This window comes from Bacteroidia bacterium (assembly GCA_019695265.1).
Lineage (GTDB): Bacteria > Bacteroidota > Bacteroidia > JAIBAJ01 > JAIBAJ01 > JAIBAJ01.
In genome coordinates this window covers 1-24,644 of record JAIBAJ010000054.1, presented here as the reverse complement: position 1 = coordinate 24,644, position 24,644 = coordinate 1, and the positions used below count along the sequence as shown (strand labels likewise).

The window sequence follows — 24,644 nt, the reverse complement described above, 5'->3', positions numbered from 1 at the left end:
TGATAACAAGGGCTTAAAAGAAATGGCGGGTGAAGTGGTTAATCAAACATTTGTGCTTTCTGCTTACATTTGTGGTAGGCTGACAGTTCGTGCTTCTAAACCGCCACTTCTTTAAGCCCCGAAACGTTATAGGTAACCGATTAAAAGCGTTTTAGAGGACAAGGCAGGGTGTAGAGGATTAAACCCAACAACTGGTTGGATAATTTTTGGAGGAGTAAAAACTTTAATTGCCTATGTACACATGACAAATAGCCAGCTAATTGTAAACTTCTTAGAGCGAAATAGGAAACATTGAAATCCACTGCATTTCTGACTTTTTCAGCAGACTCTAATTTAATTGAAATAATTAAAATTCATTACAGAGCATTATGAAAAACTAATTTGGAATGCTAAAATTTGGGGTTCGGGTCGGGTAGGGATAGAAGTGGATAGCCCACAGGAGCCCGTAGCGCTAGCTAGGGCGACGAGGACTAGGAACGTATAGCCCGGACCTGAGCCTGATAATATTTGAACAAAACTTGACACATTTGCGAAGGTACCCGCCTAATTATCGGACGCCTAATTAGTAATTAAAATTTCCTCTGTTATACTTATTTCAACTAATCAACCAAAAGCTTAACTACTTGATTATCAATTTTAACAAAATATAGGCCCGAGTGCAAGGTCGGCAATTGGAACGTCATTGAACCAGATCCCAAACTGAGGTTTTTAGAATAGACTAACGTTCCTCTAGCATCACTAATTTCAAATTGAGAGAATTTAGCATTGGACTGAATTTGAATGGGTTGACCAGGATGAACAGGATTTGGATACAAATTCAATCGATGTTCCAAGGGCAAATCCACCCCTGTATCATCACCTTGCCCCCAATACCTTACAACACATGCATCGTTTTGGTCGCCATTGTTTGTTTTACCTGCCACTATTAGCTTACCATCAGAATCCAGACATACAGCATTGGCTTCATCCATAAAACCCATTATTTCAGTGGTTACAACTCCGTCAACACCAAACTGACTATCCGTATTCCCATTATCTTTCAAACGTATAACAAGAAAATCGCGGTTATCAAAGAAGAAACCACCGGAAGTACCTACGGCTACAATGGAGCCATCATCTTGAATTAATACATCAGAAAATACATCTTGTGCACCGGCATCAAACCTATATAAACCATTCGTGGCAAAAGAGTTATCAAGTACACCATTTTCGTCATATTGCAACAAAATGGCATCGTATGAAAAATCATTTTTGGTAGTATATCCAGCTATAATAACGCTTCCATTATCGGTTAAAGCAAGTCCAAAAATATCATCTAAATAATCATTGGAAACCCGATCAATCAGAATTCCATCACCTGAAAAGCTCGAATCCGGTTGTCCACTGGGAGTAAATTTAGCCACCAAAATATCAAAATCCGTTTGACCATCAATAGTAATAGGATTCCCAAAATGACCAGCTGCAAAAATGCTACCATCCGGATGAACAACCAACTTATTAAACCGATTATCCAATTCATTTACAGGTACTGAAGCTACCCCATTTACACCAAAAGTAGAGTCAAGACTACCATTTTCATTTAACCGAACAACAATCGGGACATTGTTATAAGCTGTATCAATTGCAGTTCCTGCTAAAAGGATTTGATGATTTTGGAGAACCTTCATAGAATAGAAATAGGTATCACCATTGAAACGGTAATTAACCCATCCTCCTGTACCGAATTCAGGGACTAGATTACCATTGGCATTTAATTTAGCAACCAAACCCGAAAAAGCGTAGTTGGGATCAGCCGAAGTACCTGCCACCAATAATTGTTGATTTGCTTCATTTGCCAGGGCATATGCATAGCTTTCTTGGAAATTAGTGAAGGTAACGGAACCTGTATCATTAAATGTATTATCTAAACTCCCATCGGCATTTTGCCTGATAAGCAACAATTGCCCTGAGAAGGCCGGAGTAAGCGCTGTACCTGCAGAAACAATTTTACCATCCGGTTGAACCAAGACTGTTGTCAAGTTATCCTGCGCTCCAAAATCTTTATAAAAAATCCCTGAAGTTGCAAAACTACTATCAACCCAACCGGCATTTTGGGAAAGGATTGCGGCTGGAAAGGCAAGACCGATAAAGAGAGTGCTAATTTTCTTCATATTCATAAAAAAAGTAAGGGGTTAAATAATCATTATTTTGGCTTTGTCGCCTTTCAATTGAGTTATAACTTCGGCTAAGGTAGTAGAAAGTTTTTTAAGTAGAGCAGGTAGTTCAGGAGAGTCATTGTTTTCCTTTCCAAAATTTTCAATGGATCGCACTACCGATTTTAAGGAATGGATGTTTAGGTTATCGATACTTGGTTTCAATTTATGAGCAAGTGAGCCCAGTTTTATCAGATCCTTATCGGTATATGCCCTCTTCATCTCCAGAACCAAATCGGGGGTCTGATCACAAAACAATTTTACCATCTTTTTCAGAAAGGCTTTGTTCCCCTTTCCAAGTTCAATTAAATTGGTCAGATCGTATAATCCGGCAGGTTCGTCAACAATTTCGATGGTTCTTAATTGCTTTTTAGGCTTTTCAGCATTGAGCCAATACACCAATTTTTGAACCATCTCCTCTTCTTTATATGGTTTAGCGATGTAATCATTCATTCCTAGGCTGATACATTTTTCTTTTTCACCAATAATAGCATTGGCTGTTAAAGCAATAATCGGAACTGTTTTGCCTGTTTTTCGGAGGATTTGGGTTGCTTCATACCCATTCATTACAGGCATTTGAATATCCATTAGAACCAAATCCGGTTGATTCAAATCAAAAGCATTAACTGCCTCTTCACCAGTAGCAGCTTCCATAATTTTAGCACCGTAGTTTTCCAGAATAGTAGCAGCAACTAGCCGGTTCATATCATTATCATCAGCAACCAAAATCACTTTATTCTCCAAGAAATTTCCGGAAACATTTTCAATTACTGAATCTTCTTCCCCTTCCTCTTTTGAACGTTTAAATTTGATGGTGAAAGAAACAGTTGTACCGACCCCCTTCTCACTTTCTACAAAAATTTCACCCCCCATTAATTCAACCAATTCTTTACAAATACTCATTCCCAAACCCGTTCCTCCAAATTTGCGGCTAACCGATTCATACTCTTGACTGAATTGATCAAATATTTTAGCTATAAATTCTTTTTCCATACCCAATCCGGTATCCTTTACTTTGAAAAGTACTATTTGATACTGGTCGGTCTGATTTTGAACCTCACAGCTAATTTCAACGGACCCTTTTTCTGTAAATTTGATTGCATTGCTCATCAAGTTTAAAAGAATTTGGGTCAAGCGGTATGGATCGCCATTTAATGCAGTTGAAATTTGACTGTCATACTTAGAAAGTTTAAGATCAATTCCTTTTTCAGATGCTTTATGAACAAGCATTTGAATTACATTATTAACAATGGAATTTAATTTTACATGGATATTCTCTACTGATAATTTTCCTGCTTTAATTTTAGATAAATCCAGGATATCATTAATCAAAACGAGAAGATTTTCTGCAGCAGTATTAATTGTGTTTAAGAAAAAACCTTGTTTTTCATCCAGATTGGTTTTAGCCAATTGATTTCCCATACCAATTATAGCATTCATTGGCGTTCGGATCTCATGGCTCATGTTTGCCAGAAACGAATCCTTAGCTTTTGAAAGAGTCTCTGCTCGCTCTCTGGACTTAATTAATTCATGTTCGAGTTTTTTCTGGTTAGTGATATCAAGACAGATAATAACAGAACCAACTAATTCTCCTGTTGGAGCAAATTTTGGAGCTGTACTAATAAACCACCAACCTTTTCTACCCTTTACTTTGGTTTGAATTTCATAAGCCTTACTAACCCCTTCCAAACCAAGCATTTTAATATATTCTGCCTCCTTTGCACTCTCATAGGAAAAAAATTTCGTCACATCATAGTTTCTAGCCTTCTCCTCTGTTAAACCCGTCATTTTCAACAAGGTTTGATTAGCAAAATCAATGCGGTGAGTACGATCCATTTCCATCAAACCAAGATTCATGTTCTCAATGATACCTCGGTATTTTTCCTCATTGGCAATTATTGCTTGTTCAAATTTTTTACGTTCAGTTATATCAATGCCATAACCAATAACCAACACAACCTGATTTTTCTTATTAACTACAGGAAACCAACGCCTAAGAACATATTGCTCATCTCCATTTGGTCTAATATTCCTTTCCTCCCATTCACTTGGGATCTTTGCTTCAACAACCTTGTTAAAAGTAGTTCTGCGACCTTGAGCCAAACTCAATGGTTTTTTCCGCAATTCACAATAGTCTTCATCTCTCTTTCCAATTATCCATTTTCTCAATTTATCATCCCGAATACTCATCGGATTTACAAACAAATATTCATGTTTGGCATTAAATACAGCAATTTCAGCAGGCATATTATTTAATATGTCTTCATAAAATTTCCGCTGTTCCTCCAGCTTTTGTTCGGCATTTTTCCGCTCGGTAATATCTACCATAAACCCAGTATATACAAATTCTCCGGCTTCGGTTTGGTAGGAATAGGAAGCTTGAATAGAATGCCAACGAATGGGTTGGCCTGGAACTACAATTTTAGTTTCAGCATATAAAGCTTCAAGAGTCCTTTGACAATTAATTATTTTCTTAATAATTCCTCTTTGCTGCTCTTTGGGAATAAAGTTTATATAATTCTCAATTTCATTTGGATTAATTCCAAAAATCCGTTCAATCGCCGGACTTATGTATCTCCATTTTTCCCTGCCATCCTTTTTAAATTCAAATTCGAAAATTACACCTGGAACATTAGCAGAAAGGGTTTGAAATTGTTTAACCCGATTACCTAATTCAGCTTCCAAATGTTTGGTACTGGTAATATCTGTATGAATACCAGTCATTTTTAAGGGTTTACCCTTACTGTCCTTTTCAATAACAGCACCTCTGTCGAGTACCCACCTTACACTTCCATCCTTCCTGATAATTCGATATTCAAGGTTGTGGTTATCCACCAGACCCTGCTTTACCTTTTCTTCACTTTCAAGTAACTTATGTATATCAGAACGGTGTACTCGTTGTCTCCAAAGTTGTTGATTCTTAATAAGTTCATCTGTTGGATAACCCAAAAAAGCATTTTCAGATTTCGAAAAATAGGTTATTCCGGTAGTAAAATCATGTTCCCAAACATTATCTCCAATATTTTCTAAGGCCTTTTGGAATCGTCTTTCATTTTCTTTCTCCTTAGTTATTTCTTCTTCAAGTGCAAAAAATCCAATAATATCATTCTTGTCATTTTTAATTGGCTGCCCTTGAATCCTTACCCAGTATTTAACACCGGATTTAGTGTAATTAACAATTTCAGTATTAAATGGTTCTCCCTTTTTAATTTGTGAAGAAAGGTATTCTGCCGCAATTGTATCTGTTTCCGGACCTTGAAGAAAAGAACCTGGTTTTTTACCCATAACTTCTTCCGATGTATAACCGGTCATTCGGACAAAACTCTCGTTAATCCAATTAATACGGCCTTCAGCATCTGCAATAACAACAGCATTTATATTTTCTTCCGCCATCTGAGAAAGAATCTTCAACTTCTCTTCTCTGGCCTTATCCTCTGTTATATCTTGAATTATTCCAAAAAACTCTTTTAGCTCCCCTAACTCATTCCTTAGCGGTTGCAAAACAAAATGAGCCCAAAATCGAGTACGATCTTTCTTGTATAAAATGAGGTTCGTAGTAAAACCATTTCCTAGCAATATCGATTCTTGGTCCCTTTGAATTAACTCTTTATCTGTTTGCTCACCTACAAACAACCGGAATGGACTATGACCCTTAATTTCTTCTGCAGAATAACCAGACAACTTGGTTAAACTCTCATTGGTCCAGGTAATTTCACCGGATGTATTTAAGAACATAACTCCATCCTCATTTGCCCGTGCAACCAATGACAGCCTTTTAAATTCCTTGGATGCTCTGCGAATTGCAACTTTTTGATCGTAAATTGTACTTAATAGTCCTCTTAAATCCTCCGCATATACTTCCTGGTCTTTTAATACGTGAAGCAAATCAGTATGCGAGTCATGGTAGGCAAAGTCATTTATTGTTAAATTTCGATTCGCTACTTCATCCATCGAGGCAAACCAAGGGGTGCCTAAAAAAATTATTTCATTCGAGTTTTTAAGAAATTCAAATTGTCCCCTAAGTGTAAGCTTTTCCTCATTCTTAATTTCAATGCTAATCAATTGATTAGCTAATTTTACAATAGAAAAAAAATTAATACGTTTGATGGTTGGTCGGCTTATCGTAAGAACTTCCGACAACTTCTTATTCTTAAGTTTCGGACAAATTTTTTCCAATGAAGTCCCAAGCGAAACCAGCTCCAAGTCTTCGTTAAGTAAAAAATAAAATGGGAAAATCCGATTGAATTGCTCTTTTGAGAAATTAAATTCCATATTATTCATCTCACCAGCTAAGCTTAAATAAATCACTATTGGCTTCCTTGCCTTTCACAAGTTCTACAACTAAATTAACATTAAAACTCTTTGAAATTCCGTATATCAACCCTTCAATAAAACTTGCATTTCCTAAAATAGCAGAGTCAAAATGAAGGTATAAATTTGATGAGTTGGGTACTGATACTTGTATTTCCGGCAATAACAAATTGGGATATAAAAACATTAAACGATTATGAAAGTTTGGCAATTGAAGTAATTGATTAGAAAATGTAGTGGACTCAACTTGAATAAAATCAGCAAATCGCACCAAACAAGTATTAATTATCCACCATTCTCCAAAGGTTTTCATAATATAATCTACCGGAATACTCTTCAACTCTGACAAAGCTTTGGCAATCTTGTACGATGAATCTATTCCGGAAGGTTCATTATTACGAAAAAAATTCACCTCTTCTCCGCTTCTTTCCAATGCCAATTCCCAATTCTCGTCCCCAAAATGATTAATGACCATTTCTTGAAATGACTTATTTAATATTCCAACCATTCTTCAGATTGAAAAGCCAAGGTAACAATTTCCCAAAAAAAAACAACTACCTGTATAACCAGTCTACAAATGGCTATCATTAACAACTTATTTACCTTATTCTATAAGTAAGAAGCTGACCCATGATTTATAATCTCTCAGCCCATAAATAAATTTAACCGGGGAAATTAAAACCTTGACAATTATTCTACCATAAAAATCATAACTAATTGACTTGAACTAACAATAAAATACTTGCTATTTCTACACCTCTCAAATTCAATTGGGAAAAGACAAAAGAACAAATAAAAGGTATGCTAAAATACGGAGTTTGCGGGCCCCCTCCGCCCAACATTCTTTCTTGCAAAACCCAAAAAAAATGCATGGGCGTTCGGGTCACGCTATCGGCTGTAGTCCTCGTCCCCCTAGGCTAACGCCGTAGGGGTCCTGTGGGCTACTTGCCTCTATCGTTGCCCGATGCTAAATCTACAACTTGATTTCTAAGCCATCTTACCTATTAATCTATTAGTTTTCTGCATGGGGGCTTATTTTCAAACCTCTGTTTTCATGCTTTTGGATATATTAAAATGCCAATAATATAATGCAGGCAGAAAAATGCTACTATACATCTTAGGTAATGCCTTTGACCAAAACTTTATTTTTTGATAATTCAAATGGTATGTCGCCAAAAGCAAAGCTGCCAGGAATCCAGAGTGTTTGGAAATAATCTTATCCTTAACTAAAGTTGGCACTTTTATAATTTATGTTTAGGTAATGGGTTAATTGCTATCCCAAAGACTCTAATTATTATTGGAAAAATATTTGACATTTTTTTCTTGCATTGAAACAAAAAAATTCCAGTTCAAGTATGAAGTCATGATTTTATTAAGAACAAGGACAATCAAGAAGAATGAATAGTTGGAATTCAAGTTTTATGATAATAGATTTACTTTCAGGGTCGACCAAAACTATTTCTACACAGGTAAAAGTTACTTTTCCATTATTCCATTTCCTCAAAAACTATTTGGAAAAGAATGAGGAAATTTGTCATTTTTTTACTCATCCAAACACTACAAAAACATTAGAAAAAACCAGAATCCAATCAAATGGCTTGGAAAAATTTGCTTCTAAAACCTCTGCATTACGGAATAGATGTCTTCGAACCTATCAAAACTTTCACCTTCCTCAAACAGTTCTTATAACAGAAGTTCAATCTTGTTATTGAATTAAGTTTAACTAATAATAAACAGCTAGCTTCATTATTTAAAATGACACTTGACTCCACCATTCCGACTTCAAACAAACTATACAACCTTAGTTTTATTGATACTGTCTGCCGAGGTAACCAAGTAGTAAAAAAGAAAATGTTAGACACCTTTTTATCCACTATACCATTAGATGTTGTTAAGATAAAGAATGCTCACATAGAAGGTGACTTTGAAACAGTAAGCCAAGTAGCTCATAAAATTAAACCCGTTCTGGCCACATATGGAATAAATAGTATTTCAGAGGATATCCATGCCATTGAAATGTTAGCCAAGGATGAACCGGGACACCCTGAAATAGGCAACAAAATTGAATTGGTAGTAAACACTGTAAACCTTGTAGCTCAAGATATTAAAATTAACTTTTTATAACCCCAAAATTTCCATTAGCATGAATAAAAAAATCCTAATCGTTGATGATGAAGTAAACATTGGCCTGTTACTTGAAAACTTTTTATCCGAACAGTACGATGTAACATATAAAAGCAATACCAATGAAGCTTTTATGTGGCTTGAGGAAAACTTACCTGATTTGGTCATTTGCGATATCCAAATGCCGGAATGTGATGGTTATGAAATTTTAAAATCTATTCGTAACCGAGGATTCACTATACATACTCCGGTGGTGATGCTAAGTTCTAAATCGGAAAGCAATGAAAAAATAAAATGCTATAAACTTGGAGCACAAGATTATTTAACAAAACCATTCAATCCGGAAGAATTAGAAGAAGTGATTAAAAAGAACTTAAATCCGCTACATTATTCTGTTTCATGGTAATTGAAACAAATACATGCTATTTCTGTTCACATTAATCAATGGTCCATGGAATCTAATAAAACAATACTGTATATAGGAACTCCATTTCATAAATTCGAAACTGAATTTGAGCTTGCTGGTTACCAATTTCAACAAGCTGAAGACATATTAAAAGCAAGCCAGTTTTTGAATCAGGAAATCAAGCCTGTGGCAGTATTATTTGAATACAACTTGATTGCGAAAAGCAATGCTATGCCATTATTGGACCAATTTAGAAGTGCTGATTCCTTTAAGAATGTTGCATTTATCCTATTGTCCTTTCAATTTAATCCAGCCCTTTACAAAATGGCATTTGAAAAGGGGTTTGATGATTTTTTTCTAATAAAAGACGAAAACTCAGGTAAGTTAGTCGAACGAATCAAATTTCTCGGTCAATTCAAAAAAGAGGTAAAACCCAAAGCTATTGTCTCAAAACCCGTTGGAATAGTCAATATTCCTGCATCCAAAAGAAGATTTGACATTTTAGTAGCTAGTTTGGTCTTGCTTTTTGCAAGCCCATTTCTAATTATCATTATGATCGCCATCCGACTCGAATCTAAAGGAAAAGTATTCTATAAATCAAAACGGGTAGGACAAAAAGTTTTTGATTTTTACAAACTTCGCTCCATGAGAACAGGGGCTGACCAAGAATTGAAAAAACTAGCCAAAGAAAAAAACCAATACAAACAAGCCTCCGAAGAACTTACTATCGATTTTGAAGCTCCTTGTCCTTGCTGTAGCGTTTTGCCAATTGGAGAAACATGCTCCCCATTACTGTTTATAGGAAATCACGCTATTTGTGACTATTGGTATAACAAACAAAAACTTGAACTTGCAAAATCAAAATCGGCCTTTGTCAAAATAGTAGATGACCCAAGGGTTACCAGAGTTGGAAAATTTATACGTAATACTAGTATTGATGAACTACCCCAACTCATTAACGTTTTGAAAGGCGATATGTCTATCGTAGGAAATCGTCCACTTCCAATCTATGAAGCAGAACAACTTACGGCGGATGAACTTTCTAAAAGATTTTTAGCACCGGCAGGAATAACAGGCCTTTGGCAGGTTGAATTAAGAGGAAAAGGAGGAAATATGTCCGAAGATGAAAGAAAAAAACTAGATAATGAATATGCTGATTTATTTATTAATGGCACTTATACCATTTGGTATGACCTAAAGTTAATCCTCAGAACAATACCTGCCCTTTTACAAAAAAGTTCGGTATAATTGCCCACCAATGAAACCAACAAGCGCTGTTACCATTTTTCTTCTTCTACTTTTTAACTTTAAATTCTCCTTTTCGCAATCCTCAGGTTTAGATAGTCTATCCAAGTCCGAAATTACAATTCCACCATTAGAAGTAATTTTAGATTCAGCACTTAAACACAATGCTGCTGTAAAATTCAGAGTGCTTGATATACTTGCTAAAAATGCCAATCTTCGCTCTGAAAAAAACTATTGGATGCGAAACCTTGGTATTCAGGCAGATTCAAGATACGGAACTTTCGACAATTATTCATTAAGTAACAATACACAGTCAACAACAATTTCTAATTCCACATCTCAGCAAATGAATTATGGTGTTGGTTTGTATTTAAAATTTCCAATTGTAGATTTAATTGATCGCAAAAACCAAATTAATAGGGCTAAAGCTGAACTTGAGCAGTCAAAACAAATGGCTGAAAACCAAAAAACAGAATTAACCCAGTTAATTATTAGACTTTATGAAGATCTGCTATTAAAACAAAGATTGCTAAGCATACAATCTTCCGCAATTGGAAATGCCAGGGTAAACCAAGAAATGATTGAAACTGAATTTAGAAATGGAATCATTACGGTTACTGAATACGTTCGAGTATCGGATATCGTAACTAGGGTCGAATCAGATTATGAAAAAGCCAAATCCGAATTTAGTTCCGCCAAACAGGTTTTGGAAGAAATTGCTGGTTTTTCTTTTCTTAACTATCAAATAAAGAAATAGTGTGAAACTTATCGACCTTATTCGTTTAATCCGCAAACACCTTATACTTCTTATCGCTGTTCCACTCTTAATGGCAGTTTTGGCAATTGCATTAACGAAAAATCCAAAATTAATTTATTCCTCACAAACGGTTCTTTTTACAGGCTTGGCAACAGGTTCATCCATTGAAATGGATAAAACCTTTAATTATTTCGTTACAAACACAGCCTTCGACAACCTTCTTAACATTATCAGTTCAAGGGCCACTCAAGAAGAAATAGCCATTAGACTCCTCAGCCAACACCTTTTACTTGGGAAACCCGACCCTAAATACATCTCAGAAAAATCCTTCAAAGAACTAAAAGCTCTTACACCAAAATATATTTATCGATACATTGTTAGAAAAAGAAGTTCTCCTGCGGCCTATGACTCTATTAGCACTTCTTTCAATTCTGGTAATCCATTCAGAGATACTGATTCCAGAGACAAACACCTTCCTCCTTCTATCAATGAAGATGATTATGAACTAACGGTCCGTAACCTGACTCAATTGATGAATAGCAGTGATACCAATTTTGTATATAAACTCCTAAATTACGAAGACCCTCATTACTCCATAAAGGCGGTTTCAAGCGTAAAGGCAGTCCGAATGAATAATAGCGATCTCATTAAATTAAGCTATGAAGTAGATGATCCTGGTATTTGCCAACAAACGTTGGAAATGTTTAGCGAAGTTTGTATAAAAAACTATCGGTATATAAAGGAAAACAAATCAGATGAAGTAATTAAATATTTCGAAAACCAATTAAGGGAAGCCAACAAACAATTAAAGTATTCCGAAGATAAGCTACTGGAATTCAATGAAAGAAACAATATTATCAACTACTATGAACAAAGTAAGGCCGTTGCTGTTGTTAAGGAAGATATTGATGTAGATTATAACAATAAAAAAGCTCAACTAGCCGGACATGAGGCAGCAATTAATCGGATTGAAAAAAAGTTAGATGTCCAACAACTTGTTCAATTAAAAAGTGATGATCTTCTTGAAAAAAAGAAAAAGTTAGGTGAACTAAATTACGAAATAGCAAATTTTGAAACAAGAAAAGATACCGGTAAATTAGCTCAGCTTAATCTCCTAAAATTAAAAAAACAATCGGAAATTCTAAAACTAGATATTAAAAATAATGTAGAAGAATTATATAGTTTTCAAAATACTACCAATGGATTGCCTCTTAATAATTTGCTCAATGAGTGGCTTAATAACGTAGTTGAAGCAGAAAACTTAAGAGCCAAACTCCTGGTAATGGATCAAAGAAAACGAGAGTTTCAAAAACAATATGCAGTATACGCTCCCGCTGGTGCAAACATAAAACGTATTGAAAGAGAAATTTCTGTTTCAGAACAAGGTTATTTGGAAATTTTACACGGACTTAACCTGGCAAAGCTGAAACTGCAAGACAGCGAACTTTCGGCCAATCTTAAAACTATTGACCCCCCGTATTTTCCCATTTCTCCTAATCCTACAAAAAGAAAATTAATTATCATAGGTGCTGCTTTTGTAAGCGGAATTCTTTTATTAGGTCTCATTTTAATGATGGAATATTTTAATGATACCCTAACTAACTTAGATAAAGCATCTAAAATTCTGAATATGAAACCGCTGGGTATGCTGCCTAAAATATACAAAAACCCACGATTTCTTGATTTTGAAGGGATTCAAAATCGATTAATTCAGCTTATAGCTCAACATCTAGTTCATACGACCGACAAAAATCATTTTAACAAAAAAACAAAAACCATTCTTTTCTTCAGCACTCAAGATAAAGAAGGAAAAACTGTATTAATTGGAAATATCACAAAAGCATTAATTGAAAAAGGTAAAAAGGTCATTTTTGTTAATTTTTCCAACCCGAATTTTTCTCATGAACAAGGTAATACCTATTCCATAGTTCAAAGATTATTAGGATACCAAGATCCAAGAATCAACTTTGAAAGCCAAATTTTAAAGCACCCTTCCGAATTTCTCCCTCAAAATACATACTTTGAAAGGAAACTAAGTAACCAGACTTACCAAAAATTGAATATTGAAAATATCCTTTCAGATTACAATATCCACTTAGATTTCGAACCCGATTTAATATTTATTGAATTGCCTTCTATTATCCAAAATGATTATTCATCCGACCTTGTTTATTCTGCAGACTTATCTGTTCTAATTTGCCGTGCCAATCGAACTTGGGCTAATTCAGATCAAACCGCCCTAAATCATTTCCAGTCTTTAAATGGGGGTAATACTCAATATATTATAAATGGTACCGAAATAGAAGAAGCTGAAGCTTTAATAGGAGAATTACCAAAAGAACGTTCCAAAATGAGAATTCGTTTTAAAGAATATATGCAATTCCAGTTCTTTTCCAAAAATGAAATTTAATCCTTCAAGGAATGAAAAAGAAATTAATCCAAATCATCAAAGAGGATAATTTTCTTTCGCTATCCGGAAATTTGGTAATCGCCTTTTTCGGCATAATTAGTTTCTCTCTCATTACTCGAACCTTGCCTCTGGAAGAATTTGGGGAATTTGTCATTTTTGTTGCAGGTGCTTCTTTTATGGAAATGTTTAGATTTGGTATAACCAATACTGCTGTTATTCGTTTCCTTTCTGGCGCAAATCCAAAACAAAGGATTCAAATCATTGGATCAAATGCCTTAATTGGCTTGGTTTCCACTTCTGCCATTGCAATTCTTATGTTAATTTGTAACTATTTGTTTGAAAATCCAATCAAACAATCAGGTTATGGAATGTTTTTTTCTTGGTATCCTTTGCTTTCTATCCTTAATTTACCTTGGAACAATGCAATGGTTATTCTTCAAGCAGATAGGTATTATGGAAAAATCCTTTTGCTTAAGGCTGTTAATAGCTTTACTTTCTTTTGTTGTGTGGTAGCCAGTTACTTCTTCCTTCATTGGAATTTGTATCAACTTATCTGGTGTATGATATTGGTAAACTTACTTACCTCTTCCATTTCTATAATTGCTGGTTGGGACGGAACATTTTCCTTTATGAAAGCAACTAAAGAATCTAATTCTCAACTTTTACACTTTGGTAAGTATACTACCTTTACCCTTATCGGAACCAACTTACTCCGAAGCGCCGACACCGTCATTATTAGCTTAAGTCCTCTTGGACCTACAGCTGTTGCCCTTTATAGTATACCTATTAAATTAACTGAAATGCAACAAATCCCTCTTCGAAGTTTTGTTGCAACTGCATTCCCCAAAATGTCTAAGGCAAGCCTGCAAGGGAACATTGATGAAGTTAGAAAATTATTCTATTCGTATTCAGGAGCCCTTACTTATCTGTTTGTCCTTATTAGTTTAACCACTTTCCTTTTTGCAGATCTTTTTGTTTGGATAATTGGAGGTGATAAATTCTCAGTTGTGGAACCAATTACAGGAACTAATGTGGCAGATATTGTTAGAATTTTTTCAATCTATGGACTACTACTACCGATCGACCGGATGACAGGAATTGGTTTAGACAGCATTAATAAACCTCAAGTTAATGCGATTAAGGTGTTTTTTATGGTTGCAGCAAACATAATTGGCGATTTAATTGCAGTATTTCTTTTCAAATCCCTATTATTGGTTGCTGTTGCTTCTATATTATTCACAATGGTCGGAATTTACTTAGGATTATACTTTTTTAATAAAGATATTCCAATTGAATTTTATCAAATCTTTAAAGAAGGAAAACAATTCTATATTCAAATATTCCATCAATTTTTAAAGAAAAAGGGATAGATTTCAAAACCAGTCATGTCTAACTTACAATCCAAAAACCCTTTTGATAGTCGCATTGGCTCCTCCAGGCTTGAAAACCCGGTCAATCTTTTGATTATTTTAGGAATTGTACTTTTGGCAGCACTAATCGTAATCAAATTTGAAATTTTAGGATTGGCGGGCTGCATTGGTATAATGGGTGCAGGCGTTTTTAGCTATCTATTGTTTCAATCTCCTCAAATTGGACTCTATACAGCGGTCATCTTAGGTTTTTTACTTCTTGGTATTGGAAGATATGCCAAAGATTTGCAGGTTGGGTTAGGAATGGATGCTATTCTTATTTTCACTTATATCGCTTTACTTTTTAACCGATTCAAAGAACGAATGAATTGGACTCCTGCCAAAAGGGATATTACTCTGCTTTCTTTTGTATGGTTTATGTACTCTATATTCCAAATTATTAACCCTGAAGCCAGAAGTTTCGCTGCATGGTTCTCAGGCCGTAGCGTTGGAATTTACATGTTCCTTATTGTACCACTAACACTTTTGTTTATTGATAACACAAAAAAAATCTACATCTTTCTTTATATCTGGGGAGCTCTATCAATCCTTGCAACACTAAAAGGAATTATGCAAGTCAAAGTGGGAGTAGATTTTGCAGAACAAGCCTGGCTTAATGAAGGCAATGCCAAAACCCATATCCTTTTTGGCAAACTGCGTGCCTTTTCATTCCTAAGCGATGCAGGACAATTTGGTGCCAATCAAGGATATTCTGCCGTAGTTGCTTTAATTGCAGGCATGGCAACTGATGGAAAATTAAAAAAGTTCTTTTTCTACTCCGTTGCAATCTTAGCTTTATACGGATTGGTTATTTCAGGAACCCGTGGCGCCTTGTCTGTGCCTTTTGCCGGATTCGGTTTGTTTGTTCTTCTTCGAAAAAACATCGTCGCTATGTCTATTGGTGGCTTCTTTCTTGTTGCTCTTATTGTGTTTTTTAAATTTACAACAATTGGACAAGGAAATGCCGATATTCGAAGAATGCGTACTGCTTTTGACCCCAATGACGCTTCTCTTCAAGTAAGACTTAACAATCAAAAATTACTAAAAAACTATATGGCTTCCCGCCCTTTCGGAGGAGGAATAGGACATGGAGGAGTTAAAGCACAGCGCTTTTTGCCAAATGCCTATTTATCTCAAATTCCTACCGATAGCTGGTATGTATTAATTTGGGTGGAGCAAGGTATTGTTGGACTAGCAATGCACCTCTTTATTTTATTCTATATCCTAATTAAGGCAAGCTATCGAATCATGTTTAAAGTCAAGGATGAAAAACTTAAACTCCTACTTTCTGCTTTAGCTTCCGGTATGTTCGGAATTATGGTTGCTTCTTATGGAAATGCCGTTTTAGGACAAATGCCTACCAATGTTCTTATTTATATGTCTATGGCTATTTTATTAAACTCAGATGTATTAGATAATGAAACTAAATTATCAAATGTGGGGTTAAATCCCCCTGAATGAAAGGTCACCATTTTATTTTCACCGGACTTCAATCTTGGGATATCCCAATTGGCTCCAATGCCATCGATATTGCTAAAGAAATTGCTAAACAAAACAAGGTGCTTTATGTCAATAGTCCACTTGACTTAATGACCCTTTATCGAAATGAAGGCAAATCCGAAACAAAGAATAGATTGGAGGTGCTCAAAAAGAAAAAACACCCCGTCAGGAAAATTTCAGAAAATTTAAGTGTCCTGGATTTTACTTTCCCAATTCTATCTGTAAATGGACTTCCAGATGGCCCCTTGTTTGATATCGTCAACAATTTCAACAACCGCCGTATCTATAAATTTATAGCTCAGTGGGCAAAAAATCTCGGTTTCGAAAATTATATTCATTTTATCGATAACGATATTTACCGCAGCTTTTATTCCAAAGATTTTCTTAAACCCAAACTTTCAGTTTATTATCGTCGCGACAACTTGCACCCAATGAACTATTGGAAGAAGCATGTCCCCAGATTAGAACCTTTATTGATTGCAAAAAGCGATTTGGTAGTAGCAAACTCTCCTCAATTAGCAGACTTTGCTAAACAATTCAATCCTAAAAGCTTCAATGTCGGACAAGGAGTTGACCTCTCAGCATATAATCCTGATATGGAAGGAAACGGTCCGATTGAATTAAGCAAATTCACCCGACCACTCATTGGCTATATTGGAGATATAAATAGCATGCGTTTGGATGCCAATTTAATTTATGAACTAGCTAAAAGTAAACCAAATTACAGCTTTATTATGATTGGTGGTGAAGATGCCGTCTTTAAATCCCATACCTTACACCAACTGCCCAATGTTCATTTCCTTGGTAGTATTCCCAAAAACAGGGTTCCTGAATTTATTCATGGCATGGATGTTTGTATGAATCCTCAATTGATTAATGAAATAACCATTGGAAATTACCCTAGAAAAGTGGATGAATATATTGCAATGGGTAAACCCGTTCTGGCTACTCATACCCAAACCATGGAACTCTTTAAAAACCATGTTTACCTCTGCTCCAATGTAGAAGATTACCAACATGCCATTGAAAAAGCCATATTAGATAAATCGGAGGAAGCCCGCATCGAACGTATCCGCTTTGCACGATCTCATTCTTGGGAAAGTAATGTGGCTGAAATTTACTCCCGAATTCTGGAACACCTTAATTAAGACCAATGTACTACAGAAGCATAGCCGACCTTAACAACATAATTCTTCAAAAACTTCATACCATTCCAAGAGACTTCGACCTAATAGTTGGGGTTCCTCGAAGTGGCATGTTACCAGCAAATTTGCTTGCACTTTACCTGAATAAACCTTACACGGATATACATTCCTTTATGAATGGATACATCTATAAAGCTGGTGCTAGAGCTCAATTTTTCGATGGCTCCGAAAATAAAAAAGTACTTGTAGTAGACGATAGCGTTGCCTCTGGCTCTGCACTCAATGAATGTAAAGAAAATTTAAAAGAATTATCCCTTAAATACAACATCAAGTATTGTGCAATCTATGTGGTTCCAGGCAAAGAAAAATTAGTAGATTACTATTTTGAATCAGTTCCACTGCCTCGCTTTTTTCAATGGAATATCCTGAATCACACCGCATTAGAAAAAGCTTGCTTTGATATCGATGGGGTTCTTTGCCCTGATCCTTTGCCTGAACAAAACGACGACGGCGAAAAATACCGAAACTTTATCCTAACTGCCCCTCCCCTTTTTATTCCTGGTAGTAAAATCGGCACCATTGTAACTTCCCGACTTGAAAAATATAGAAAGGAAACAGAAACCTGGTTACAAAATAACCATATCAAATACAATGATTTAATTATGTTGGATTTGCCAGATATGAAAGCTAGACAAAAGGCCAATAACCATGGGCAACACAAAGCCAAAGCTTATATGTCTGGCCCATATACCCTATTTGTTGAAAGCGAAATGAACCAGGCAATTGAAATTAATCGAATTACAAAAAAACCTGTTCTTTGTACTGCAACCTTCGAAATGATATACGACTCTGAGTCGTTTTTGTACAACCTTAAAAGTGGTAAAAACCTTCCATTCCTTCGTAAATTTGGATTAAAACTTCGAGATAATCTAAAAGCATTGAAAAAATCCTTGAATTCCTAATTCTTCGGTTCCTCTACCCCAAACCTTCGGATGATGACTTTTCTACTCATTTTTCAAACCATTTTACTACTTCTATCCGGTATCGCTACTGCTTACATCTTGCTATTTGCTATTGCAGGAATTTTTTATAAATCCCCTACTCTACCCCCAGCTAAAAAACTTCGCAAAATCGCTGTTTTAATTCCTGGTTACAAAGAAGATTCTGTAATTGTGGAAGTTGCAAAAAATGCTTTAATCCAAGATTACCCTTCAAACCAATTCGATGTCGTAATTATTGCCGATTCCTTTCAACCTGAAACCATCTTAAAACTTCAAGAACTTCCTATTAAGGTAATTGAAGTTAAATTTGAGAAAAGCACCAAATCAAAAGCTCTCAACAAGGCTATGGAAATTCTTCCGGAAATTTACGAAATAGCCGTGGTTCTAGATGCAGATAACGTAATGGCACCAGATTTCCTCTCCCAAGTAAATGCCAGCTTTGATACAGGTTTCCAAGTTGTTCAAGGTCACCGAACAGCTAAAAACCAAAATAACCATTGGGCAATTCTCGACTCCATAAGCGAAGAAATTAATAACCATATCTTCCGTAAAGGGCACCGGGTTCTGGGTCTTTCTTCTGCCATCATTGGTTCCGGTATGGCTTTTCAATATTCTTTCTTCAAAACTCTGATGGCTAATGTCTTTGCCGTAGGAGGTTTTGATAAAGAAATTGAACTTAAAATGTTAAAACAGGGTATTACCATTGAATACCTCGACCAAGCGCACGTTTATGATGAAAAAGTCCAGGAAACCGAAGTTTTTGGAAACCAACGTAGACGATGGCTTTCTGCTCAAATTCATTATTTCCGCTTCGGTATCCTTGACTCTATAAAAGATCTCTTCCTCCGAGGTAATTTGGATTATTTCGATAAGGCTTTTCAATTTATTCAACCACCTCGGGTTTTATTACTAGGTGGAACCGGAGTACTTACATTCATTTTTACTTCCATCGATCTTTTCCTATATCATTCCATACAGTTTAGTAGAAATTGGTTGGCATTGTTTGCTACAATATGCATGGCTTTAATCATTTCTATCCCTGCTTCCTTTTTTAACGGAAAATCCCTGCAAGCACTAGCCGGTCTACCCAAAGGAATTTGGGTAATGTTCCTTTCTTTCATGAAAATTAAGGGTGCCAATAAAACCTTTATACATACCAAACACACCACCTCCTCAACCTCAAATAACCAATAAGAACCTCGGATGAAAATTGGATTTGAAGCTCAACGAATATTTAGGAAAAAAAAACATGGAATGGATATGGTGGCTTTGGAATTAATCCGAAACCTCCAAAAAATCGACTCTGTTAATGAATACTATGTATTTGTTAAGCCGGATGAGGATAATAAAATTATTCAACCTTCTCCCAACTTTCATGTAATCGAAATACCAGGAGGACCTTATCCCTATTGGGAACAAATCCTTCTCCCCCAAGCGGCACGAAAATATGGTTGCCAAATCTTACATTGTACCAGTAACACAGCTCCAATCTTTACTAATATTCCGCTTATCCTTACCCTACACGATATTATCTTCATGGAAAGCTCCCTGGTCGGACTTCTTACCGGCGAAGGTTCAAACTACCAAAGGTTCGGTAATGTGTACCGTCAACTTATTGTTCCCGGATTAATGCGAAATTGCAAGAAAATTATTACAGTTTCCGATTATGAAAACAAACGAATAGGTGATTTTTTTAATCTTCCCCAAAATTCAAACCTTACAACCGTTTATAATGGAGTTAGTGAACATTTTAGAGTCATTGAATCTCCTATTGAACTTCAAAAAATAAAAGATAAATACAAATTACCCGATTTCTTTTTCTTTTTTCTTGGTAATACTCATCCAAAGAAAAATACCATTGGGGTTCTTAAAGCTTATTCCGAATTCCTAAAAACAAGCCAACAATTCCAATATAAGCTTGTTATGATTGATTATGATTTGGAGGAGCTAAAAAGACTTCTAAATTCCATCGATGACCCGGAATTAATTAATCAAATTCAATTAACCGGCTATATCAATAACCAAGACCTTCCTGCTATTTATAACCAGTGCAGTTTATTTCTGTATCCATCCCTTCGCGAAAGTTTCGGAATTCCAATTATCGAAGCAATGGCCTGTGGTGTACCGGTTATTACCTCTAACACATCTTCCATGCCAGAGGTTGCAGGTGATGCTGCCATCCTGATCGATCCCATTAAACCGGAATCAATAACCCAAGCTATTTTAAGCGTGTACCAAAACGAATCTCTAAAGAAAAACCTGGTTGAAAAAGGACTAATCCAGGCCTCCAAGTTTTCTTGGAAATCCATGGCCGAACAGGTTCGATCCCTTTACCTCGAAAATGCATAACAACAAACCTTTTTAACCTTTCCCCTTATGATGCAATTTCTACAAATCTTATTTTGGGTACTACTATTCCTGGTTTTCTACACCTACCTGGGATATGGCATATTGCTATTTCTAATTATTAAAATTAGACGATTACTGGGTATTAAGAGGAAACAAAGTATCATACCTAACTACGAACCCGAAGTTACCCTCTTCATTGCCGCATACAATGAAAGAAACTATGTAGAAATGAAGATGAAAAACTCCTTGGAGTTGGATTATCCAAAAGATAAACTTCGAATTGTTTGGGTTACCGATGGCTCTGACGACGGAACCGACCAACTTATTCATTCCTATCCCGATGCAACTGTACTTCATAAACCGGAACGTAACGGAAAAATTGGTGCCATGAATCGGGGAATTCAATTTGTTACCACCCCGCTGGTAGTTTTCTCCGATGCCAACACCATGCTAGGTAAAGAATCTATTCGGAGAATTGTAAACCTCTTTAAAGACCAAAAGGTAGGTTGTGTATCAGGTGAAAAACGAATTATCAATAAGGACCAGGATACCGCTTCAGGAGCAGGTGAAGGAATTTATTGGAAATATGAATCTACTCTAAAAAAATGGGATGCCGAATGGTACTCCGTGGTTGGGGCTGCCGGAGAACTTTTCGCCATCAGAACCGAACTTTTTCAAGAGGTAGAAAAGGATACATTACTCGACGACTTCATTATTTCATTAAGAGTTGCCCAAAAAGGTTACACTATCCAATATGATCCTGAAGCATATGCTATTGAATCAGCATCAGCGAATGTTAAAGAAGAATTAAAACGTAAAGTAAGAATTTCGGCAGGAGGTATCCAATCCGTTGTACGGCTTCGTTCTCTACTCAATATCTTTAAATTTGGCACCTTATCCTTTCAATATATTTCCCACCGCGTTTTACGTTGGACTTTAACCCCACTTGCCCTCCTGTTCCTACTTCCTATTAATGGGGTATTAGCCTGGAAACAAGGCATTTTCACTATCAACCTCTACCCTATTCTATTTGGATTGCAAGTGCTATTTTACATACTGGCTCTTACGGGTTGGTTTCTGGAAAATCGTTCACTTCGTATCAAAATCCTCTTTATTCCTTACTACTTCTTTATTATGAATTTATCAGTATTTATGGGTTTTGCTAGATACCTTAAAAACAACCAATCCGTAAATTGGGAACGGGTAAAACGAGCAGATTCTTAATCAAATCTCCTTCTTTTTATTAACTATTTCGGATAGCATTTCAAGTATTAATTCATGTTCAACTCATTTCCTGCTTAGAAAATAGGGTTCAGCATTATTTTTTGTATTTGGCGTCCTGCCTTGCGCCCACCGGCATAGGATGTAAATCCCAATGGTCTTCAAGGGCGCAAGTCACCGGGCTTTCGCCGCTACTCCTCGCAAAGCTCCGTTATCACTGCGCATTGCTGTGGGGTAGCTGGCTCTATCCCTGGCCGATCCTAAACCCATCATTCGTGCAATATAGAATTGCCTTATGAAACAAAAGGAGGCACAACCTGTTCTAATCCAATAATCCAAAAAGCATCTTACCAAATGTATTTCTTTTTGATAATATGCCTGCGAATAGAAACAATGAAGACAGCGTATATAAATGCTCCAATACAGGCTTTTAATAAATCAGTAGTAGAATTATAATATGGATTTACCAACACCCGAACCATAAGTACGAAAAAAGCAAGAATTGGCAAAAGGTAAATATCATAACGAACAGAAGCACAACGATTTACAACCGGAAGGCTAGGCATTTTAGATACATACCATTGAAGTAAAACAATTCCAAGAAAACTCAGAATAATCTGAAGAATAAAAAATACAGGTTTATGATCTAACCAGGGAATATTATACCTTAAAATGGGTAAAGCCTGAATAAATATTCCATGATCATGGGTAAATCCATCAAGAAACATATGAATAACAATACCCATAAATATAGAACGTATTACTAAAACTACATTTTCATAACAAAATTCAGGCCAATTAAAATTCCGATATGGCTCTAATCTGCTTCGATAATAATTTGGTAAAATATCAATAACCAAACTTTTTAACAAAAGATGAAAGGCGAAACAAAAGAACAATGCAGCAGGAAAATCAAATAGAAATACACCAGGTAGAGTATGTGCAAACTTATCGGTATGCCTAAGTAATAAAAAATTTTCAAAATCAGGAACTACAGATCCAACAACAAATGCTGTAGTAGAGACTTTAACATTCCATCGTTTCAATGGAATTAAAGCAGCGGCATGAGAAATAGTAAATGGCATGGAACATAGGGGTAGATAGGATTTATAGAAATTAATTGATCTAATTCATGAGTCCTTTTAATGATTTAATGTCTAAATTGGATTTAAGCAGCAACTCAATAGAACCATCCGATTGTGGCAATTGATTGATATTAATGGAATTGGTTGCAGTACAAACTATTATATTCGATTGAGGTCTTAATTTTTTAATTTCACCAAGCAATTCATAACCTGTCAAACCATCCAGGTTAAAATCAACAAAGAGAAAATTTGGTTCTTGATTTAGGTTATCCAAGCACTCCTTTCCATTACTAAAGGTAATTATATTCTTAAAGCCCATTTTACTGAGCAATCCGGAAAGTAGAGCAGTCCAAAATGGATCATCGTCTACAATAAATATTTTCTTTTCCATAGGACTTAATTTAGGGTTAAAACTCAGTCAAATGATTGAACCTCGCACAAATTTATATATAATACAAGTAATACCCAAAAAAAGTTCCATTTGTCCAATAATTATTTCAAAAAAATTGACAAATTTCGACAAACAACATCTTAGATTGAACCTATAAACCGCCCTAATAATTCTCTGAAAAAATTATAACTTTCCAGCATTTGCAGCTATCTCAAGAATATAAACCTATTGAAAACATTAAAAAATACAAGCAATTCCGTCTTTTTTTTAAATAATTAAAAAAATATATAGCGTATCATTCAATTTTAATTTTAATCTTCATACAATAACTATTACAATTTAAACAAAACTATACTAATCATCTCTTTTCCTGCATTCATCTATCAAAAACAAGGGTTTGCTTTTAAATTTCGCAAAATCGCAACCTCAAAAAATGGAAACCCTCCAAAGCAAACACGAAAAAGCAACACCCTCAAAAACAACAACATATTGATTATCAATATATTAAACAAGAGGCATTCGAAAAACTTGAATACTAGGTATTACAAACTTCCTGCTAAAATTCACACATCCCATGTATTGTATGAATTAAAATAATCCTTGACCAGTGCTTTGGGCAAGGGTTCGTCTTAATACACCTGGAATTCCTTGTCACCTAAACTTTGGGAAGTATCTCTAGTCCATTGAGAAAATAAACGTTTGCCTACACGTAATCCTTGCATAAGCCTAATAGATATAGTGACAAGTTGGATTTGAGAATAAACGATGAGGTTGCACCATCGGGCAACGATAGAGGCAAGTAGCCCACAGGCCCGCGCGGCGTTAGCCAAGCGGGCCGAGGACTACAGCCGAAAGCGTGACCCGAACGCCCTAACTGAATGTTGGACAATTACCTGACTATTTTGGCGGAGGGGGCCCGCATACTAAAAAACTGGAATCTAACCTTACTTTCCAATACAAAAAATAGTGAAGCCTTATATATCAGGGCTTTCCGAAGATTGGGCAACAAATAGCCAACAACAACTGATTAAGCAAGGGAAAACGCTACACAAAGAAAAGAAAAATCTTTGTTCATGCAAGGGTGTGCTGTGCCTTATC

At 35.7% G+C, this 24,644-nt stretch carries 17 protein-coding genes; 12 read left to right on the top strand and 5 right to left on the bottom strand.

Annotated features, from left to right (window positions below):
• Positions 1 to 599: 599 nt before the first annotated feature.
• Genes K1X82_09230 through K1X82_09220 form a run of 3 tightly spaced genes read right to left on the bottom strand, consistent with a single transcriptional unit; the run spans position 600 to position 7,011 of the window.
• Positions 600 to 2,150: a T9SS type A sorting domain-containing protein gene (locus tag K1X82_09230; protein ID MBX7182282.1), complete on the bottom strand. Its 1,551-nt coding sequence runs from the start codon at positions 2,148 to 2,150 to the stop codon at positions 600 to 602.
• A 21-nt stretch (positions 2,151 to 2,171) separates the two neighbouring features.
• A complete protein-coding gene (locus K1X82_09225; protein MBX7182281.1) occupies positions 2,172 to 6,473 on the bottom strand; it encodes a PAS domain S-box protein in 4,302 nt (1,433 codons plus the stop codon).
• 1 nt (position 6,474) lies between these two features.
• Positions 6,475 to 7,011 carry a heme NO-binding domain-containing protein gene (locus K1X82_09220; GenBank protein MBX7182280.1) on the bottom strand — a complete coding sequence of 179 codons (537 nt, stop codon included), beginning with the start codon at positions 7,009 to 7,011 and terminating at the stop codon, positions 6,475 to 6,477.
• A 1,247-nt stretch (positions 7,012 to 8,258) separates the two neighbouring features.
• Between K1X82_09220 and K1X82_09215 the strand changes: the two genes are divergently transcribed.
• The 12 genes from K1X82_09215 to K1X82_09160 are packed head-to-tail and all read left to right on the top strand — an operon-like array spanning position 8,259 to position 22,073.
• A complete protein-coding gene (locus tag K1X82_09215; GenBank protein MBX7182279.1) occupies positions 8,259 to 8,627 on the top strand; it encodes an Hpt domain-containing protein in 369 nt (122 codons plus the stop codon).
• 19 nt (positions 8,628 to 8,646) lie between these two features.
• Positions 8,647 to 9,033: a response regulator gene (locus tag K1X82_09210; protein ID MBX7182278.1), complete on the top strand. Its 387-nt coding sequence runs from the start codon at positions 8,647 to 8,649 to the stop codon at positions 9,031 to 9,033.
• Entirely contained in the window at positions 9,034 to 10,281 is a 1,248-nt protein-coding gene (locus K1X82_09205; protein ID MBX7182277.1) for a sugar transferase, read from the top strand.
• 10 nt (positions 10,282 to 10,291) lie between these two features.
• A complete protein-coding gene (locus K1X82_09200) occupies positions 10,292 to 11,035 on the top strand; it encodes a TolC family protein (GenBank protein MBX7182276.1) in 744 nt (247 codons plus the stop codon).
• 1 nt (position 11,036) lies between these two features.
• The gene (locus K1X82_09195) at positions 11,037 to 13,445 is read left to right on the top strand and encodes a hypothetical protein (GenBank protein ID MBX7182275.1); all 2,409 of its coding nucleotides are present in this window, start codon (positions 11,037 to 11,039) and stop codon (positions 13,443 to 13,445) included.
• An 11-nt stretch (positions 13,446 to 13,456) separates the two neighbouring features.
• Complete coding sequence (locus K1X82_09190; protein MBX7182274.1) at positions 13,457 to 14,815, top strand: oligosaccharide flippase family protein; 1,359 nt, start codon at positions 13,457 to 13,459, stop codon at positions 14,813 to 14,815.
• Positions 14,816 to 14,830: 15 nt separating this feature from the next.
• Entirely contained in the window at positions 14,831 to 16,315 is a 1,485-nt protein-coding gene (locus K1X82_09185; GenBank protein ID MBX7182273.1) for an O-antigen ligase family protein, read from the top strand.
• The gene (locus K1X82_09180) at positions 16,312 to 17,502 is read left to right on the top strand and encodes a glycosyltransferase (GenBank protein ID MBX7182272.1); all 1,191 of its coding nucleotides are present in this window, start codon (positions 16,312 to 16,314) and stop codon (positions 17,500 to 17,502) included. Before K1X82_09185 ends, K1X82_09180 begins: the two co-directional genes overlap by 4 nt.
• A 5-nt stretch (positions 17,503 to 17,507) precedes the next feature.
• The gene (locus tag K1X82_09175) at positions 17,508 to 18,461 is read left to right on the top strand and encodes a phosphoribosyl transferase (GenBank protein ID MBX7182271.1); all 954 of its coding nucleotides are present in this window, start codon (positions 17,508 to 17,510) and stop codon (positions 18,459 to 18,461) included.
• A gap of 30 nt (positions 18,462 to 18,491) precedes the next feature.
• Positions 18,492 to 19,694 (top strand): glycosyltransferase family 2 protein, encoded by a 1,203-nt coding sequence (locus K1X82_09170; GenBank protein ID MBX7182270.1) that lies wholly within the window; start codon positions 18,492 to 18,494, stop codon positions 19,692 to 19,694.
• A gap of 9 nt (positions 19,695 to 19,703) precedes the next feature.
• Positions 19,704 to 20,849: a glycosyltransferase family 4 protein gene (locus K1X82_09165; protein MBX7182269.1), complete on the top strand. Its 1,146-nt coding sequence runs from the start codon at positions 19,704 to 19,706 to the stop codon at positions 20,847 to 20,849.
• Between the two features lie 30 nt (positions 20,850 to 20,879).
• Positions 20,880 to 22,073, top strand: coding sequence for a glycosyltransferase family 2 protein (locus K1X82_09160; protein MBX7182268.1), 1,194 nt, complete (start codon positions 20,880 to 20,882; stop codon positions 22,071 to 22,073).
• A gap of 344 nt (positions 22,074 to 22,417) precedes the next feature.
• On the opposite strand, the gene K1X82_09155 is transcribed toward K1X82_09160, so the two are convergent.
• The gene (locus K1X82_09155; GenBank protein ID MBX7182267.1) at positions 22,418 to 23,155 is read right to left on the bottom strand and encodes a DUF4184 family protein; all 738 of its coding nucleotides are present in this window, start codon (positions 23,153 to 23,155) and stop codon (positions 22,418 to 22,420) included.
• Positions 23,156 to 23,195: 40 nt separating this feature from the next.
• Positions 23,196 to 23,546 (bottom strand): response regulator, encoded by a 351-nt coding sequence (locus K1X82_09150; GenBank protein ID MBX7182266.1) that lies wholly within the window; start codon positions 23,544 to 23,546, stop codon positions 23,196 to 23,198.
• Between the last annotated feature and the right edge of the window lie 1,098 nt (positions 23,547 to 24,644).

Excerpts from the sequence above, each read along its gene's own strand:
- K1X82_09230 (MBX7182282.1), bottom strand. The coding sequence starts at position 2,150 with ATGAAGAAAATTAGCACTCTCTTTATCGGTCTTGCCTTTCCAGCCGCA.
- K1X82_09225 (MBX7182281.1), bottom strand. The coding sequence starts at position 6,473 with ATGAATAATATGGAATTTAATTTCTCAAAAGAGCAATTCAATCGGATT.
- K1X82_09220 (MBX7182280.1), bottom strand. The coding sequence starts at position 7,011 with ATGGTTGGAATATTAAATAAGTCATTTCAAGAAATGGTCATTAATCAT.
- K1X82_09215 (MBX7182279.1), top strand. The coding sequence starts at position 8,259 with ATGACACTTGACTCCACCATTCCGACTTCAAACAAACTATACAACCTT.
- K1X82_09210 (MBX7182278.1), top strand. The coding sequence starts at position 8,647 with ATGAATAAAAAAATCCTAATCGTTGATGATGAAGTAAACATTGGCCTG.
- K1X82_09200 (MBX7182276.1), top strand. The coding sequence starts at position 10,292 with ATGAAACCAACAAGCGCTGTTACCATTTTTCTTCTTCTACTTTTTAAC.
- K1X82_09190 (MBX7182274.1), top strand. The coding sequence starts at position 13,457 with ATGAAAAAGAAATTAATCCAAATCATCAAAGAGGATAATTTTCTTTCG.
- K1X82_09185 (MBX7182273.1), top strand. The coding sequence starts at position 14,831 with ATGTCTAACTTACAATCCAAAAACCCTTTTGATAGTCGCATTGGCTCC.
- K1X82_09180 (MBX7182272.1), top strand. The coding sequence starts at position 16,312 with ATGAAAGGTCACCATTTTATTTTCACCGGACTTCAATCTTGGGATATC.
- K1X82_09175 (MBX7182271.1), top strand. The coding sequence starts at position 17,508 with ATGTACTACAGAAGCATAGCCGACCTTAACAACATAATTCTTCAAAAA.
- K1X82_09170 (MBX7182270.1), top strand. The coding sequence starts at position 18,492 with ATGATGACTTTTCTACTCATTTTTCAAACCATTTTACTACTTCTATCC.
- K1X82_09165 (MBX7182269.1), top strand. The coding sequence starts at position 19,704 with ATGAAAATTGGATTTGAAGCTCAACGAATATTTAGGAAAAAAAAACAT.
- K1X82_09160 (MBX7182268.1), top strand. The coding sequence starts at position 20,880 with ATGCAATTTCTACAAATCTTATTTTGGGTACTACTATTCCTGGTTTTC.
- K1X82_09155 (MBX7182267.1), bottom strand. The coding sequence starts at position 23,155 with ATGCCATTTACTATTTCTCATGCCGCTGCTTTAATTCCATTGAAACGA.
- K1X82_09150 (MBX7182266.1), bottom strand. The coding sequence starts at position 23,546 with ATGGAAAAGAAAATATTTATTGTAGACGATGATCCATTTTGGACTGCT.